The organism is uncultured Porticoccus sp. (assembly GCF_963975625.1).
GTDB lineage: Bacteria > Pseudomonadota > Gammaproteobacteria > Pseudomonadales > Porticoccaceae > Porticoccus.
The window spans coordinates 27,305-44,006 of the sequence record NZ_CAXBHS010000012.1 but is presented as its reverse complement, the minus strand read 5'-3'; the positions used below and the strand labels follow the sequence as shown (position 1 = coordinate 44,006).

The window sequence follows — 16,702 nt, the reverse complement described above, 5'->3', positions numbered from 1 at the left end:
ATACCGACGTCAGTCAGCCGTAGCCGATGTATGGTGTGTTACCAATACCAGTACCCCCATTTCAGGGTGATCCAGATAGGTCGGTTTATTCAGGTCCACCTGTTCCGACTGATTGAGAACAACTATCTTTTTAATCGGCGGGTGGCGTTGATCGACGGAACTGTTTGTATCGATGGTGGTCACTGGTGAGGCGTCGTCAGACACCGGAAGAGCAGATAACCAGGGTTTCACCGGCAATCGTGGCCAGTTGTCTGGTCGGAGAGGATTGCCGCGCAAGGCGCCACCAGTCCCCGGTGTACTGGCAAAGCTGGTTTTCCAAATATCTGCCTGAATGTGTAGATAGCGGGTCACTACCAGCCGAATACTGCCTTCCAGCTCATGGTGGTTGCCATGGCGATGGCCTCCCGAAACAATAATCCAGGGACTCTGTGCCTGCCCCAGTCCGGGTTGGCGCCATCCTATGTGGGTGAGTACTCGATAGCCTGCAGCGCGGCTCAATGTGTATTCATCGGGTCCCAGGCTGAAGTCTTTTGTCTCAAGAGGAATCAACGATTGTTCCGCAGGTCGGGGGTTGTCCGCCGATGTGGAGGTATCGCTCTCAAGCCGTTGCCAGTTTTGAGGGTATTCCAATGTGATGTTGGTGGGGTGTCGTTCATTCTGATAAAGATCCTGCTGGCTGAATACGATCAGCTCAACCTGATACCAGTCTTCGTTTTGATCCGCTCGGGTCTGTTCGGCGAGGCTTGTACTTAAGGTGACTGCCAAAAACAGTAAATACCTGAAAGGCATGCCAGCGGTTCTGAGTGGTCTCATTTAATGTCCATTGTTTGCAGGGGTTAGCCGAGTCAATAACGCCTGGATCTGTTCAATTCGCTGTTCTTTCGTTTCCATCGGTAGAGTATATTTCAAGGTTGACGCCCCTTGAAGTCGAAAAACAGTGGGCTCTTTTTGGACCATTTGTACAATGACCAGGGGTTCAACCAACGTATCACTGCCAAATTCAATCCGCCCGCCGGTTGGTCCGGCTTCCACCTTGCAGATACCGAGTTGTCTGGCCTGAAGTTTCAGTGACGTGACTTGAAAAAGGTTTTTCAGATAATCGGGAAGTAAACCGAAACGATCGATCATTTCTACCTGAAGCTCCCATAAATCAACTTCTGTTGTGGCGTTGGCAATGCGCTTGTACATCATCAGACGCATGTGAACATCCGGTAAATAATCTTCGGGTATCAGTGCCGGCAGGTTCAGATTGATCTCGATATCTTCGGCCAGAGGTATATTCAGCTCTACTGCCTTCCCTTTGCGCAGGGCATCAACAGCACGATCCAGCAGTTCCATGTAAAGCGTGAAACCAATCGATTGAATCTGGCCGCTTTGATTTTCGCCGAGCAGTTCGCCAGCACCGCGAATTTCCAGATCATGGGTAGCCAGTGTGAATCCGGATCCCAGGTGATCTGCGTGGGTGATGGCCTCGAGCCGCTTGATGGCCTCAGCCGTCATGGTTTTTGGCTCGGGAGTGAGCAGATAGGCATAGGCCTGATGGTGAGAGCGTCCCACTCGGCCCCGCAATTGGTGCAGTTGAGCCAGCCCCAATTTGTCGGCACGGTCAATGATGATGGTGTTGGCACTGGGGATATCGATTCCGGTCTCGATAATGGTGGAACAGACCAGCACATTGAAACGCTGGTGGTAAAAGTCGGACATGACTTTTTCCAGTTCGCGTTCGCGCATCTGGCCGTGTGCGATATTAACCCGTGCCTCCGGTACCAGTTCTTCTATCACCTGCGCCGTTTTGCCAATGCTCTTGACCTCATTGTGCAAATAATAGACCTGCCCGCCACGTAGAATTTCCCGCAGTATCGCCTCCCGGGTCACTCGGGGATCGTTCTGGCGGACAAACGATTTTACCGAGAGCCTTCTCGCCGGGGGGGTAGCGATAATCGACAGATCCCGAATGCCTGACATTGACATGTTCAGGGTGCGTGGAATGGGGGTGGCCGTCAGTGTCAGGATGTCCACTTCGGCTCGTAGCGCCTTGATCTGTTCTTTTTGACGGACGCCGAAGCGGTGCTCTTCATCAATAATAAGCAGCCCCAGGTTTTTATAGTTCACTTTGGCATGAAGTAGCTTATGGGTGCCAATCAGAATATCGACTTTTCCCAGACCGGCACGGTGAAGGACCTCCTGTTGTTCCTTGTCGGAGCGGAACCGCGACAGCTCCTCGATGGTGACTGGCCAGTTGGCAAAGCGGTCGCGAAAGTTTTCCAGATGCTGATGGGCCAGAAGGGTGGTCGGCACCAGCATCACCACCTGTTTGCCGCTGGCCACGGCGATAAAGGCGGCGCGCATGGCGACTTCCGTTTTTCCGAAGCCAACATCCCCGCAGACAAGCCGATCCATGGGCTGCTCAGCCAGCATGTCGCGTCTGACAGCTTCGATGGTGTCCAGCTGATCGGGCGTTTCCTCGAAGGGAAAGTCCGCACAGAAAGCGCGGTAGTCCGCTGCCGGGTCGCGGCAGGCAAACCCCTTGCGTGCCGCGCGAGTGGCATAGATGTCCAGCAACTCGGTGGCGGTATCGCGGATCTGTCGCAGGGCCTTGTCTCTGGCCTTTTGCCACTGATCTGTACCCAGTCGGTGTAAGGGCGCGAGGCTGTCTTCTGCACCACTGTAACGGCTGATTAAGTGCAACGATGATACCGGGACGTAGAGTTTTGCCTGGTCGGCATAGGATAACGTCAGAAATTCCTGCGGTTCGCCACTGGCGTTGATGGTCTGCAATCCCAGGTAACGACCGACACCGTGATCAATATGGACCACGGGCGCCCCAACGCTCAGTTCAGTCAGGTTTTTGATGACCTGGTCGGCATCGGTACGTTCTTTGTTGCGTCGGCGACGTTGCATGACCTGCTGACCAAACAGTTCTGTCTCGGTGATCAAGCTGATATTTGCCGGCGTTACAACAAAGCCGCGGGTCAGCGGGTAGGCGATTATGGCGAGGCGTTGTGTTCCTTCGGCAAAAGATTCCCAGTTGGTTACATCTTCTGGGCGAATGGACTGGCGGCCGAGTAGTTCCAGCAGGGTTTCCCTGCGGCCCGCTGATTCCGCGCAGATTAGTACCCGCTGGCTGGCGTTGGCCAGATGCCCCTGGAGTTTTTTCAGGGGATTGTCTGCCTTGGCATCAATCGCCACCGGTGGCGGAGCGGATATGTGCAGGGAAAAATGATTTTTCTGCGGATCGGATTCACTGTTGATTCGTGTGCAGGGGTATTTTTTCAGATGGCCGAACAGTTCTTCGACCGGGACAAATAAGGCTGCCGGGGGGAGCAGGGGCCTGGTTGGATCAACACCGTATTCCTGGTAGCGCTGGCTGGCATCCTGCCAGAATTTTTCGGCGGCCTGCTCCACAGCTCCTTCGGTAAAGATAAGGCTGTGATCGGGCAGGTAATCAAACAGGGTGGCGGTTTCTTCAAAAAACAGGGGCAGAAAATACTCGATTCCCTGGGGTGGAATACCCTCACTGACATCCCTGAAGACCGGGCAGCGTCGCTCATCGACATCAAAGCGGGACAGCCAGTTGTCCTGAAAGCGCCGGATAGCCGGTTTGTCCAATGGGACTTCCCGTGCGGGCAGGAGGTGTATGTGATCGGTTTGTTCCAGCGTGCGCTGGGTGTCCGGGTCGAAGGTGCGAAGCGTTTCAATTTCATCGTCGAACAGATCGATCCGAAAAGGTAGCGTGGCGCCCATTGGGAAAATATCAATCAGAGCGCCGCGAACAGCGTACTCACCGTGTTCGGCCACGGTATCAACACAGCGATAGCCGGCGGATTCCAGTTGGGTGCGCAGCGTATCGAGATTCAGTTTGTCACCGCGTCGGTAATCGAAGGCGCGCTGGTTGACGAACTCGGTTGGTGGCAAACGGTGCATCAGGGTGCCAACGGGCACTATCACGACACCGGTGCGGGTTTGCGGTAAGCGAGACAGGGTTCGCAATCGCTCGGAGACAATATCCTGATGCGGCGAGAAAATATCGTAGGGGAGTGTTTCCCAGTCAGGGAAATGGAGTACAGCGGCCCCTTCGCCGAGGAAGAATCGCAGTTCAGATTCCAGCTCAGCTGCAGTTTTTGCCGAGTCTGCAATGACGACGGTCAGCCCGGGTGCTTGTTGGCTTGCCTCGGCAATGACCAGGGCGCTGCCGCCGTTTACATCCTGCCAAACGCGCTTGTCGCCAGCTGTGTTGACTGGCGGTAGTGACAAAATCGACATACTGGAATGGCACTTCTGTGGGTTAACCTTGAAGGTATGCTATTTTAGCGGGGCAATAGAGAGATTGATATGCTGTACCCGTGTTTTCCATTCAGAGGCAGATTGCTGATAGGGTTTTGTTTGCTGTGTCTGCTGGTGATGACCGGCTGCAGTGGCTCCTCCTTTCGGGTCCAGGATCTGGCGAAAACGGATATCGACATGGTGGCGGACTTGCACTATCAGCAGGTCGAGCTGTTGCTCAAAGAGCTGACGGTGAAGCTCTATAAGCGAAACCCGAGAGAGTTACAGAAGGTCCCCGGCAAGACGATAGATTCCCGTGTTACACAAATTTTCACCCATCCGGGAAAGCCCCAGTTTGCTGAGCTCGGGGGCGGCGGTATCGATGCCCTTGAACTATCTTTGGACCCGGAATTCAGGGGCGACCGTGTGTTTGCGCTGATAGTGGGGATGACGGGAATGATCAGGGAGTCCTACGGCCTGAAAACCGAGTTTTTCATGTTGAGTAAACTGGATCATCAGAAGCTTTATCACAGTGCCCGCAACATTGAAATTGCCATATGGCGAATCAGAACGCACCTGGACGAGCAGGGTAAGTCCCTGATCCTTACCAATAGTCGCAAGGGGGAGGGGTATAACCTCAGTTACGAGCGCCTGTTTGGTAAGTTGATTGCCCATCAGGATATGCTTGCCTTGATCATCGCCCAGAAAAACCAGCGGGTCATCAAAACAGTTGCCCTGAATGTGGCCAGCATGGCATTTATCCCCCTCTAAATACTCCCCTGACCAGTGATCATCGTTGCGGTGTCAGGTTTTTTGACCACATGGTTCACTGATCCAGATCAACCATCGTCGAACCGCAGTACCGGTTATTCACCGCACTTTGTTGCCCTTAAAAGGCTGAATACCGATAATAGCGCCCCAACCCGTGATGGGAGTGCCGCCCATCGTGTCAGACCAACAAAAGAGAGGTTTACCTGTGACCGAACAACACCGCCCCATTCCTGCCGATTTTTTTGCTGACTGGAAAGAGCGTGAGTCGCTGGCCGAAGCCATGATCCCTCTGATCGGAAAGCTTTACAGGCAAAATAACGTCTCTCTCTATATGTATGGCAAGAATATGGTCAATCGTTCAGTGATTGATCTGATGAAGGTCCATCGTTTTGTTCGCCAGATTGAACAAAATGAGCTTTCGGAATTTGAAACCTTCCCTCTGATTCTGGCGTTGTCGGAAATGGATTTGGGGCCTGCCCATATCGACGTGGGCAAGTTGACTGTCAAATACCAGGAGTCCGGTAATGGCGAGGATCTGACTGCGTTCCTGCAGCGCGAGGTGGGTGACGACATCGGTCGCGTGCGCAAGCCGCTGCCACAACCCCAGGATGTGGTGCTTTACGGTTTTGGCCGTATCGGCCGGTTGCTGGCCAGGTTGCTGATTGAAAAGACAGGTAGCGGTGATCTGTTGCGATTGCGTGCCATTGTGGTTCGCAAGGGGGGCAGTGCGGATGATTTGGCCAAACGAGCCAGCCTACTGCGACGCGATTCTGTTCACGGTGCGTTTGATGGCACCATCAGAGTCATTGAGGATAAAAATATTCTGGTGTGTAACGGCAACCCCATTCAGGTGATTTACGCCAACTCTCCTGCGGAGGTAGATTACACCCGCTATGGTATCAGCAATGCAATTGTGATTGACAATACGGGTGTATGGCGTGATGAAGAGGGCCTATCCAGACACCTGCAGTGCCCTGGTGCCAGCAAGGTGATCCTCACTGCGCCTGGCAAAGGCAATATTCCGAATATTGTTTATGGTATCAACCAAAATGAAATTACTGCAGATACCAAGATAATTTCTGCCGCGTCCTGTACCACCAATGCCATTGTGCCCGTTCTGAAAGCCCTGATGGACGAATTCGGCATAGACCGTGGGCACGTGGAAACTGTGCATTCCTACACGAACGATCAGAACCTGATTGATAACTATCACAAAGGGTCACGTCGAGGTCGTAGTGCCGCACTAAATATGGTGATTACCGAGACAGGTGCTGCCAAGGCTGTGGCCAAGGCATTGCCGGAACTGGCTGGCAAACTGACCGGTAATGCGATACGGGTGCCGACTCCCAACGTATCCATGGCGATTCTCAATTTGCAGCTGGGTCGTGAGACAACCAGAGAAGAGCTCAATGAATACATGAGAAAAACCGCACTCTATTCGCCTTTGCAGCAACAGATTGACTATACAATTTCTTCCGAGGCGGTTTCGACCGACTTTGTCGGTTCACGGCATGCCTGTGTTTATGATTCAGAGGCGACCATTGTGAGTGGTGACAGTGTCGTGCTGTATTGTTGGTACGACAATGAGTTTGGCTATAGCTGTCAAGTGGTGCGATGTCTGGAAAATCTGGCTGGCGTATCCTGGCCGATGTACCCGACAGCCTGATGGGTAGCCTGTCTCTCCACACTGTTAAGTTGCGGTTCGGGTAAAGTGGTTGGTGGTGGGTGCTTTGTCGAGAATCAATTACCACAATGTCTGTACTGGTAATGGGAAGCCTCCGCCTTTATAATCGCGCCGATTTATTTGCCGGTGTCGGTGTGCTTCCAGCAAGCCACCTTGCACGAAAAGCACTGGTGCTGCCGTAGGATGACCATGATGATTTCGGCTGCATTTTTGGGGCTCGAGAAGAGCAATAATTAATGATATTTCGTAATAGGCATTACCTATGATTAAGATCCGTCGGGGATTGGACTTACCTGTTTCGGGCTCGCCCGAGCAAGTCATTCACGATGGTCCCACAGTGAAATCTGTTGCTGTTGTTGGCCCTGATTACGTTGGTATGAAGCCAACCATGGAAGTCAAAGAAGGCGACAGGGTCAAACTGGGCCAATTACTTTTTACTGACAAAAAAACCGAGGGCGTCCGTTATACCGCCCCGGCTGCCGGGGTGGTCGCTGCCATCAACCGCGGTGAGCGGAGAGTGCTCCAGTCAGTGGTGATCGATGTGGAGGGTGATGAAGAGGAAACCTTTGCTGCATACAGCAACGATGAGCTGAGTCACCTCGACCGCGCGGCAGTGGTAGAGAATCTGGTTAATTCAGGCCTGTGGACGTCACTGCGCACGCGTCCCTATTCAAAAGTGCCGTCGCCATCTGCGACGTCGCCCAATTCCATTTTTGTCACTGCGATGGACACCAACCCGCTCTCGGCAGATCCGGCACTGGTTATTGCCGAGCGCGCAGCTGACTTTGAGAACGGGCTGACCGTAATAAGCCGTCTGACGGACGGGGCAGTGCACCTTTGCACTTCCAGTGACTCCGTTATTAAAAGCGGAGGAGCGACCAGTGTTCAACTTCACAGTTTTTCAGGCCCACACCCCGCTGGACTCGCCGGTACTCATATTCACTTCATTGATCCGGTGAGCGAACACAAAACGGTCTGGACAGTGGGTTACCAAGATGTACTGGCCATAGGGGCATTATTCACAACAGGCCATATTGATACCCGCAGAGTCATATCGCTGGCGGGCCCCCAAGTTGCGAGACCACGTTTGGTTCGCACAAGGTTGGGTGCAAATCTCTCCGAATTGAGTGCAGGTGAGCTAAAGGATGGCCAGAATCGATTGGTGTCCGGGTCAGTGCTCTCTGGTAGAGCAGCGAGTGGACCTTTTGATTTCCTGGGTCGTTACCATGTCCAGGTCTCTGTTTTGCTGGAAGGTCGACAACGGGAGTTTTTCCGTTATCTTTCCCCAGGCAGTAGCCGGCACTCAGCGATGCCCATTTATCTGTCATCGCTGAATAAGAGCAAAAAAATTGATTTCACGACCAACACCAATGGCAGTGAGCGGGCAATGGTGCCGCTGGGTAACTATGAGAAAGTAATGCCACTGGATATATTGCCCACCCAGTTATTGCGGGCACTGATTGTCGGTGATACGGAGACAGCTCAGAAGCTGGGCTGTCTGGAACTGGATGAGGAAGATCTGGCACTGTGTACCTATGTCTGCGTAGGAAAGTATGAATACGGTCCGATTCTTCGGGATAATCTGGCCCGCATTGAGAAGGAGGGCTGATCATGAAAGCATTGCGTAATTATCTCGATAAAATTGAGCCTCACTTCGAGCATGGCGGCAAATTGCACAAGTGGTATGCGCTCTATGAAGCGGTAGATACGATTTTCTACTCTCCGGGGACAGTGACCAAAAACGGTTCACACATCCGCGATGGCATTGATCTGAAGCGTGTCATGATCACCGTCTGGCTGGCAGCCTTTCCGGCCATGTTTTATGGTATGTACAACCTCGGTTTCCAGGCCAACACGATTCTGGCCGGTATGGATGCCACATCCATAGAAGGCTGGAGGGGACCTTTAATCACACTGTTTGCCGGACATGATCCGAACAGTATCTGGGATTGCCTCTGGTATGGCGCCGTTTACTTCATTCCCATCTATGTGGTGACCTTTGTTGTGGGTGGCTTCTGGGAGGTTATGTTTGCCACCGTTCGGGGGCACGAAATCAACGAAGGTTTCTTTGTCACTTCAATCCTTTTCGCCCTTGTTTGCCCCCCGGACATGCCGCTGTGGATGGTGGCTCTGGGTATCAGTTTTGGTGTGGTGATTGGCAAGGAAGTCTTTGGTGGTACCGGCAAAAATTTCCTCAATCCGGCACTCGCCGGTCGAGCCTTCCTGTATTTTGCCTATCCTGCCGAAATGTCTGGCGATGCGGTATGGACCGCTGTCGATGGTTATACTGGCGCGACAGCCCTGTCTGTTGCCGCCAGTGAGGGAATGGCAGCACTGCAGAATCAGGTGACCTGGCTGGATGCGTTCTTTGGCAACCTGCATGGGTCGGTCGGTGAGGTTTCCACGCTGGCCATCTTTATCGGCGGTGCCCTGTTGTTGATTACCAAGATTGCCTCTTGGCGCATTGTTGCCGGCGTAATGATCGGTATGATTGCATTGTCCACCCTGTTTAATTTTATCGGTTCTGAAACCAATCCCATGTTTGCCATGCCCTGGTACTGGCACATGGTGGTAGGCGGATTTGCTTTCGGCATGATATTTATGGCCACTGAGCCCGTTTCTGCCTCAATGACCAATACGGGCAAACTGTGGTACGGCGTATTGATTGGTGTTATGGCGGTGTTGATACGCGTTGTAAATCCGGCCTTTCCGGAGGGAATCATGCTGGCGATACTCTTTGCCAATCTGTTCGCGCCTCTGATCGACCACTTCGTGGTGCAATCCAATATCAAAAGGAGACTTGCACGTGGCTAGTAATGAAGGGATAGGTAAAGTTCTGACGGTTGCTGTCGCGTTGTGTCTGGTCTGTTCCGTGGTGGTATCGTCAGCAGCTGTGCTGTTGCGTGATGCCCAGCAGGCCAACAAGGCGCTGGATAAGAAATCCAATATTCTTTCTGCCGCCGGATTGCTTGAACCCGGTATGAGTGTTGAAGAACAATTTAAAAAAATCGAGGTCAAAATGGTGAATATCGACACCGGTAAGTTTACCGATGACGTTTCTCCAGACACTTACGATCAGCGCAAAGCAGCAAAGAACCCGGAGCTCTCGGTGAGTCTTTCGAAAGAGGAGGATGTGGCTAGCATCTCCCGTCGTGCAAAATATGCGGTCGTATATTTGGTGCGTGATGGTGATGACCTTGAAAAGGTGGTGCTACCTGTCAGGGGCCCCGGGCTCTGGTCCACGCTTTATGGTTTTATTGCCATTGAGGGTGATCTCAATACAGTTGCAGGCTTGGGTTTCTACGAGCACGGCGAAACCCCTGGCCTGGGTGGCGAAGTTGATAATCCACTTTGGAAGGATAACTGGCCGGGCAAGAAAATTTACGGGGATGACGGGGACGTTCAACTGACGGTGATCAAGGGTTCTGTTGATAAATCCCGTCAGGAGGCTATTCATCAGGTGGATGGCTTGTCTGGTGCTACCCTGACAACACGGGGCGTTGATAACCTCATTGAGTTCTGGATGGGTGAAAATGGCTTCGGTAAATTTCTCTCCAACCTGAAAGCCGGGGAGGCGTAATCACTATGAAAATCAAAGACATTATTGTCAGACCTATTTTCGATAACAACCCGATTGCCTTACAGATATTGGGAATATGTTCTGCGCTCGCAGTGACTTCCAGTATGAAAGTATCACTGGTTATGTGTATTGCATTGACAGTTGTGGTGGCATTTTCCAACCTGTTTGTTTCAATGCTTCGTAATCACATTCCCGGTAGCATTCGTATTATCGTACAGATGACGATCATTGCTTCTCTGGTGATAGTTGTTGATCAGGTTATCAAGGCAGTGGCTTACGATATCAGTAAACAATTGTCCGTTTTTGTGGGGCTGATTATTACCAACTGTATTGTGATGGGTCGTGCAGAGGCTTTTGCCATGAAAAACCCACCGATCCCCAGCTTTCTGGATGGTATCGGCAATGGTCTTGGTTACAGCATGATTCTGATTGTGGTGGCCTTCTTCCGTGAATTGTTGGGCACGGGGAAATTGATGGGTGTCGAAATCATGGCCGCTACCAATGTCGGAGGCTGGTATGTTCCGAATGGCCTGATGCTTTTACCCCCAAGCGCCTTCTTTATCATTGGGTTCATTATCTGGGCGATACGCGCCAGGAAGAAAGATCAGGTAGAGCCGGCGGACTTTACAATTTCGGCCAATAGTGGCACCAAGGAGGCGATGTAATGGAACATTATCTAGGTCTTCTGATACGGGCAATATTTATTGAAAATATGGCCCTGGCTTTTTTCTTGGGCATGTGTACGTTTATCGCCATCTCGAAGAAAGTCGAAGCCGCTATCGGGCTTGGGATAGCTGTCATTGTGGTGTTGACGATCACCGTGCCGGTTAACAATATCATCTACACAGCCTTTCTGGCTGAAGGAGCGCTTGCCTGGACAGGTATTGAGGCATTGGCCAATGTTGACCTGAGCTTCCTGGGTTTGTTGAGCTATATTGGCGTGATTGCTGCCATCGTTCAGATTATGGAGATGTTCCTGGATAAGTATGTTCCGGCCCTCTACAACGCACTGGGCGTTTTCCTGCCATTGATTACCGTGAACTGTGCCATTCTCGGTGCTGCATTGTTTATGGTGGAGCGCGACTACAATCTGGCTGAAAGTACTGTATATGGGTTCGGAGCTGGCACTGGCTGGGCGCTTGCCATTGTGGCCCTGGCAGGTATTCGAGAAAAGCTTAAATACAGTGATGTGCCAGAGGGTCTGCGTGGTCTGGGCATTACATTTATCACGGTTGGCTTGATGTCGTTGGGTTTTATGTCCTTCGGCGGCATATCCCTGTAATCGACGAAGAGAGGATAGATAATGAATCTGGAAATCATACTCGGCGTCGTCATGTTTACCGTTGTCGTGCTGGCATTGGTGGCTTTTATTCTGGCAGCGAGGTCACAGCTGGTCAGTTCAGGGGATGTGACCATTGATATCAATGGAGAGAAGACAATTACCGTAGCTGCTGGTAACAAGCTCTTGCAAACCCTGTCCAACGCGGGGCTTTTCCTGCCCTCCGCCTGCGGTGGTGGTGGCACATGCGCTCAATGTAAGTGCATTGTCCTCGATGGTGGCGGTGCCATGTTGCCTACTGAGGAGTCTCACTTTACCCGCCGTGAAGCCAAAGAGGGCTGGCGCCTTTCCTGTCAAACACCCGTTAAACAGGATATGCGTGTAGAGGTGCCAGAGGACGTTTTCGGGGTCAAACAGTGGGAGTGCACGGTTGACAGCAATCCGAATGTGGCGACTTTTATCAAGGAGCTGACGTTGCGTTTACCTGAGGGTGAAAATGTCAACTTCCGTGCGGGCGGTTATGTCCAGCTCGAATGCCCTCCCCATCATGTCAAATACAAAGATTTTGATATTGAGCCCGAATACCGGGCAGACTGGGAGCGGTTTGGATTTCTGGATCTTGAGTCGAAAGTGGATGAAACCGTTATTCGCGCCTATTCCATGGCCAATTATCCTGAAGAGCGAGGGGTGGTGAAATTCAATATTCGCTGCGCGACCCCTCCACCTGGATCCAAAGGCATTCCCCCGGGTCAGATGTCCTCTTATACCTTTAGCCTGAAACCCGGTGATACAATTAAAGTGTATGGTCCATTTGGCGAATTCTTCGCCAAGGACACCAATGCGGAAATGGTGTTTGTCGGTGGTGGTGCTGGGATGGCGCCCATGCGCTCGCATATCTTTGACCAGCTTCGCCGGATAAAAACTGATCGCAAGATGACCTTCTGGTATGGCGCTCGCAGCCTCAAGGAGTGTTTCTACAGCGAGGAGTATGACGAGCTGGCCGAACAAAATCCCAATTTTGAGTGGCATCTGGCTCTTTCGGATCCTCAGCCCGAAGATAACTGGGAAGGGCTCACTGGCTTTATTCACCAGGTACTTTATGAAAATTATCTGAAAGATCATCCGGCTCCGGAAGATTGCGAGTATTACATGTGTGGCCCGCCCATGATGAATGCCGCAATGATTAAAATGTTGGTTGACCTGGGTGTAGAGCAAGAAAACATCCTTCTTGACGACTTCGGTGGCTAATGAATCGTTTGATCAATCGATTAAAAATAAAAGCGGGGCCTATGGCCTCGTTTTTATTTGTCGCTGTAATGGTTTCTCTGTTGTCTGCCTGCGATCGACAGTCCCAATTGGTCTTCGACGGTCGGACGATGGGAACTACCTATCAGGTCAAGTTGGTGCCAGGTGAGCAATCAGTCAGTGACGACCTTGGGCAAAAAATTCAATCCAGACTGGATAACCTGAACAATACCTTCACGACTTACCAGCAGGATTCGGAACTGATGTTGCTGAATCGTGCACCAGTGGGCCAGACCTATGCGGTTTCACAGGACATGTTGCATGTGTTGAATATTGCCAAGGAAGTACACCAACTGACGTCTGGGGCATTTGATCCCACCGTGGGCGCACTGGTAAATCTATGGGGATTTGGTCCGCAAAACACAGGCAACCAGATTCCTGCTGAGGCAGATATAGCCGCTGAACTGACATTGGTTGATTTCAATAAGCTGCAGATCACCCCGGATGGTGCCAGCATTATCAGATCCAGCGATATCGCGCTGGACATGTCTGCGGTTGCCAAGGGCTACGCAGTCGATGCTGTTGCAGAATTACTGGAGCAAGAGGGGTTCAACAACTATCTGGTTGAAGTGGGTGGTGAACTTCGCCTGAAAGGTGTAAAAGTAAACAAGGATCCCTGGCGTATTGCCATTGAAGCACCTTCCCTCGAAAGAGGTCTGGTTCAGAAAGTCCTGATTCCCGGAGATGCCACAGTGGCAACTTCCGGAGATTATCGCAATTATTTTGAAAAAGACGGTAAGCGTTATTCGCATACCATCGACCCGCGCACCGGTTATCCACTCGATCATCAACTGGCTTCTGTTACCATTATTGCCGAAACGGCAGCGTTTGCTGATGCATTGGCCACTGGATTTATGGTGCTGGGGGCTGATGCCAGTCTTAAGATAGCCGAAGAAAATAAACTGGCGGTTTATTTGTTGGTCAAAGAAGGTGAGGCTTTTAAAAGCTACTATTCATCCGCTTTTGCCCCTTTTTTGTTAGGAGATTAGATGATGTTGCTGTTCGTGCTTGTATTTGTGGTGCTGATGTTGATTATTGCAGCCATGGCTGTTGGCGTGATGATGGGAAGGAAACCATTAAAGGGATCCTGTGGTGGTGTGGGTGCTGCTTTGGGTGAAAAAAACTACAGCTGTGATATCTGCGGTGATGACCCGAATAAATGTGATGAGATCAGTCAGGCCCCAGGTGGTGACGCTCGGCGCACTGATTTAGCCTACGATGCGGCCAGTCGATAATACAGATTGGTGATTATGGTTTGGCTAGTGGCTCAAATACGCAACGGATTAATGAATAAAGTCAGCTGTTGTCCCGGTTTGAGGTAATTCTCAGGGTTCAGTTTATTCCAGCTCAAAATGTCGTCGATTTTTAGGTCAAACTTGCTGGCGATGCGATATAGAGAATCGCCCCGGCGAACCTGGTAATTGACCCTTTTTTCTCCTTTTACCGATGTTGATGAGCCTGAGTTTGCTTTCACATTAAGCAATTGCCCCGGTCTTAAGGGTGCATTGATGTCCAGTCGACTCCATGTTGCGATATCTTGAACGCTGACCTTATGCTCCCTGGCAATCTGCCAAAGCGTATCCCCGGTCTGCACCCGGTATGAGGCTAGAGAGACCGTCTGTGGGTGGTGATCGAGGCCAGTACCGGGAATCTTCAGGCGTTGGCCAATTTTGAGTAAATCCCCCCGCAGGTCATTCTGCATGCGTAACTGAGGAATACTTATTCCATATTCAGCAGCGATGCCTGACAGTGTGTCCCCAGATCTGACCTGGTATTCCTTGATCGGTGCCCATTGTGCTACAGGTGTATTGTTTAACACCAGTTTGAACCCTTCTACGCTGTCTACCGGCAGGACGATACGGTGGGGACCTTCGGGATGTGTGACCCAGCGGCTGAAGCCGGCATTGAGCTGATGCAGTGTGTCGCTGTCAATACTGGCCATCTCCGCCGCTTTAACCAGATCGAGTTGTTCCGGTAAATCGACGACATCAAAATAGGGCGAATCCGGAATGGAAGGCAATACGATGCCGTGAGATTCGGGGTCTGCAATTACCCGGGATATCGCCAGCAATTGCGGTACATAGGCCCTGGTTTCACGGGGCAATTTTAATGACCAGAAGTCTGTTGGTTTGCCGTCGCGCTTGTTGCGTTCAATAGCTCTTCTGACAGTGCCTTCACCGCTGTTATAGGCCGCCAGAGCCAACAGCCAGTCTCCTTCAAAATAGTTGTTCAGGTATGTCAGGTAACTGATTGCCGCTTCGGTTGCCGCCAGCGGATCACGGCGGCCGTCGTACCACCAGTCCTGTTTAAGGCCGAATCGATCGCCAGTCATCGGGATGAACTGCCAGAGACCTGATGCGTGGCTGCCAGAGTAGGCAAAAGGGTCGTAGGCGCTTTCAACAACCGGCAGTAGTGTCAACTCCAGAGGTAGATTGTTGTGTTCCAGCTCCTCAACAATATGATAGAGATACAGCTCGCCGCGGCTCATGACACGGTCAATATAACTCTGGTTATTGCTGAACCATTCGACCTGTTTAGCGATGCGAGGATCATCGTAGTGCCCTTGCAGGGTCATTCCGTCGCGCACTCGCCGCCACAAGTCATCGGCAGGGTCGGGCCTGAGGTTGACCGGTTCAGTTTTGTCAGTATTTTTTCCGGAGAAGATGATCCACCGTTTTTCCCGAGGCAAAGTGGAAACCTGTGTATTGGGCTTCTTCGCTTTACTGGGGTGGGTGGCCGCGCTGTGTGGGTAGTTTTGGCTTGACTGTTGCGCGCAACCGGAGATTAAGGCAATAAAAACAATAAGATACGCTCGAAAAAAAATCTGCATGGTATTATGTTCTTTTTGCCAGTACCAGCTTAAGGATTCTAACTACCTGCGCCATCAAGATCAATTTATCTCTGACACTTCGGGAGGTGTTGTGAACAAACGCCCAGTTTGGAATACTTGGGCTCTGCAATGGGTATTGAGCCGGGGTGTAGCAAAAAACCGGACTAAAATTGATCTTTCCAGTGGCGAATAATAGCGAATACATCGTCAACGGTTCCCCCGGAGGGAAGCCCCCTGGCACTGGCTGCCTTCCTCACGGAACCTTGGGTTACGCGCAGAAAGGGGTTGGTTGCCAGTTCTTCTGCCAAACTTGAAGGGACCGTGGCCTGTGCCTGATTGCGCAGTTCAATGACCCGTTGTAAGCGTTCCTGCACTGCCCGATTTTCCGGCTCCACGGCTTGGGCAAATAAAAGGTTGGCCTTGGTGTATTCATGGGCGCAATAGATTTTCGTTTCCGGCGGCAAGGCGGCAAGCCGCGACAATGATCGCCACATTTGTTCGGGTGAGCCTTCAAATAATCGGCCGCAGCCACCTGCAAACAGGGTGTCCCCACAAAATACCAAAGGGGTTTCTGCCTCAAAAAAAGCAATATGATCCAGGGTGTGACCCGGTACACCAAGCACCTTAAAGTGGGTGCCGTCGAGAGTCAGCTGGTCGCCATCGACCAGGCTATGCGTTGTCTGGTGTATGTCCGGTGGCCCATAGACGGGAACTGCCGTATGGTGAAGCAGTGAGTCGACCCCACCCACGTGGTCGGGATGATGGTGTGTGATCAGAATACCCGATAGATCCAGGTCAAGATCCGTCAGTGCCTGCAGAACCGGTTCTGCCGCCCCCGGATCGACGACAAAGGCCAATCGACTGCCGGGTTGATGAAATAGCCATAGATAGTTGTCTGAAAATGCAGGCAACCTGTGCACAATAAGAGGCATGATAGGTCCAGTGGTTTTAAAAAAAGATATTTCCCATAATAACCAACTTCGTCCCGTG

At 51.6% G+C, this 16,702-nt stretch carries 14 protein-coding genes; 10 read left to right on the top strand and 4 right to left on the bottom strand.

Annotated features, from left to right (window positions below; all coding sequences use genetic code 11):
- Window positions 1-9 precede the first annotated feature (9 nt).
- The gene (locus tag AACZ64_RS11215; protein WP_293614850.1) at window positions 10-813 is read right to left on the bottom strand and encodes a CsiV family protein; all 804 of its coding nucleotides are present in this window, start codon (window positions 811-813) and stop codon (window positions 10-12) included.
- Entirely contained in the window at window positions 814-4,263 is a 3,450-nt protein-coding gene (mfd, locus tag AACZ64_RS11210) for a transcription-repair coupling factor (protein ID WP_339640093.1), read from the bottom strand. It abuts the gene before it with no gap.
- A gap of 120 nt (window positions 4,264-4,383) precedes the next feature.
- On the opposite strand from mfd, the gene AACZ64_RS11205 reads away from it, so the two are divergent.
- From AACZ64_RS11205 to nqrM, 10 genes are all read left to right on the top strand, one after another.
- Window positions 4,384-5,034 carry a hypothetical protein gene (locus AACZ64_RS11205; protein ID WP_339640091.1) on the top strand — a complete coding sequence of 217 codons (651 nt, stop codon included), beginning with the start codon at window positions 4,384-4,386 and terminating at the stop codon, window positions 5,032-5,034.
- 205 nt (window positions 5,035-5,239) lie between these two features.
- Window positions 5,240-6,700 carry a glyceraldehyde-3-phosphate dehydrogenase gene (locus AACZ64_RS11200; protein ID WP_339640089.1) on the top strand — a complete coding sequence of 487 codons (1,461 nt, stop codon included), beginning with the start codon at window positions 5,240-5,242 and terminating at the stop codon, window positions 6,698-6,700.
- 280 nt (window positions 6,701-6,980) lie between these two features.
- Window positions 6,981-8,327: a Na(+)-translocating NADH-quinone reductase subunit A gene (locus AACZ64_RS11195; RefSeq protein WP_339640087.1), complete on the top strand. Its 1,347-nt coding sequence runs from the start codon at window positions 6,981-6,983 to the stop codon at window positions 8,325-8,327.
- Window positions 8,328-8,329: 2 nt separating this feature from the next.
- Window positions 8,330-9,532, top strand: a complete 1,203-nt coding sequence (locus tag AACZ64_RS11190; protein ID WP_339640085.1) for an NADH:ubiquinone reductase (Na(+)-transporting) subunit B — start codon at window positions 8,330-8,332, stop codon at window positions 9,530-9,532.
- Window positions 9,525-10,298, top strand: a complete 774-nt coding sequence (locus AACZ64_RS11185; RefSeq protein WP_339640083.1) for a Na(+)-translocating NADH-quinone reductase subunit C — start codon at window positions 9,525-9,527, stop codon at window positions 10,296-10,298. Before AACZ64_RS11190 ends, AACZ64_RS11185 begins: the two co-directional genes overlap by 8 nt.
- A 5-nt stretch (window positions 10,299-10,303) precedes the next feature.
- On the top strand, window positions 10,304-10,963 hold the full coding sequence (locus tag AACZ64_RS11180; RefSeq protein WP_339640081.1) for an NADH:ubiquinone reductase (Na(+)-transporting) subunit D: 660 nt from the start codon (window positions 10,304-10,306) through the stop codon (window positions 10,961-10,963).
- On the top strand, window positions 10,963-11,580 hold the full coding sequence (gene nqrE / locus AACZ64_RS11175) for an NADH:ubiquinone reductase (Na(+)-transporting) subunit E (RefSeq protein WP_339640080.1): 618 nt from the start codon (window positions 10,963-10,965) through the stop codon (window positions 11,578-11,580). The genes AACZ64_RS11180 and nqrE overlap by 1 nt, the downstream gene beginning before the upstream one ends.
- 21 nt (window positions 11,581-11,601) lie before the next feature.
- Window positions 11,602-12,825, top strand: a complete 1,224-nt coding sequence (gene nqrF, locus AACZ64_RS11170; protein ID WP_293615284.1) for an NADH:ubiquinone reductase (Na(+)-transporting) subunit F — start codon at window positions 11,602-11,604, stop codon at window positions 12,823-12,825.
- Between the two features lie 41 nt (window positions 12,826-12,866).
- A complete protein-coding gene (locus AACZ64_RS11165) occupies window positions 12,867-13,871 on the top strand; it encodes an FAD:protein FMN transferase (RefSeq protein ID WP_293615285.1) in 1,005 nt (334 codons plus the stop codon).
- A complete protein-coding gene (nqrM, locus tag AACZ64_RS11160) occupies window positions 13,872-14,117 on the top strand; it encodes a (Na+)-NQR maturation NqrM (RefSeq protein WP_293615286.1) in 246 nt (81 codons plus the stop codon).
- 32 nt (window positions 14,118-14,149) lie between these two features.
- Here nqrM and AACZ64_RS11155 read toward each other — a convergent pair whose 3' ends face one another.
- A complete protein-coding gene (locus AACZ64_RS11155) occupies window positions 14,150-15,571 on the bottom strand; it encodes a LysM peptidoglycan-binding domain-containing protein (protein ID WP_339640079.1) in 1,422 nt (473 codons plus the stop codon).
- A 305-nt stretch (window positions 15,572-15,876) separates the two neighbouring features.
- Window positions 15,877-16,644 (bottom strand): hydroxyacylglutathione hydrolase, encoded by a 768-nt coding sequence (gloB, locus tag AACZ64_RS11150; RefSeq protein ID WP_293615288.1) that lies wholly within the window; start codon window positions 16,642-16,644, stop codon window positions 15,877-15,879.
- Window positions 16,645-16,702 lie beyond the last annotated feature (58 nt).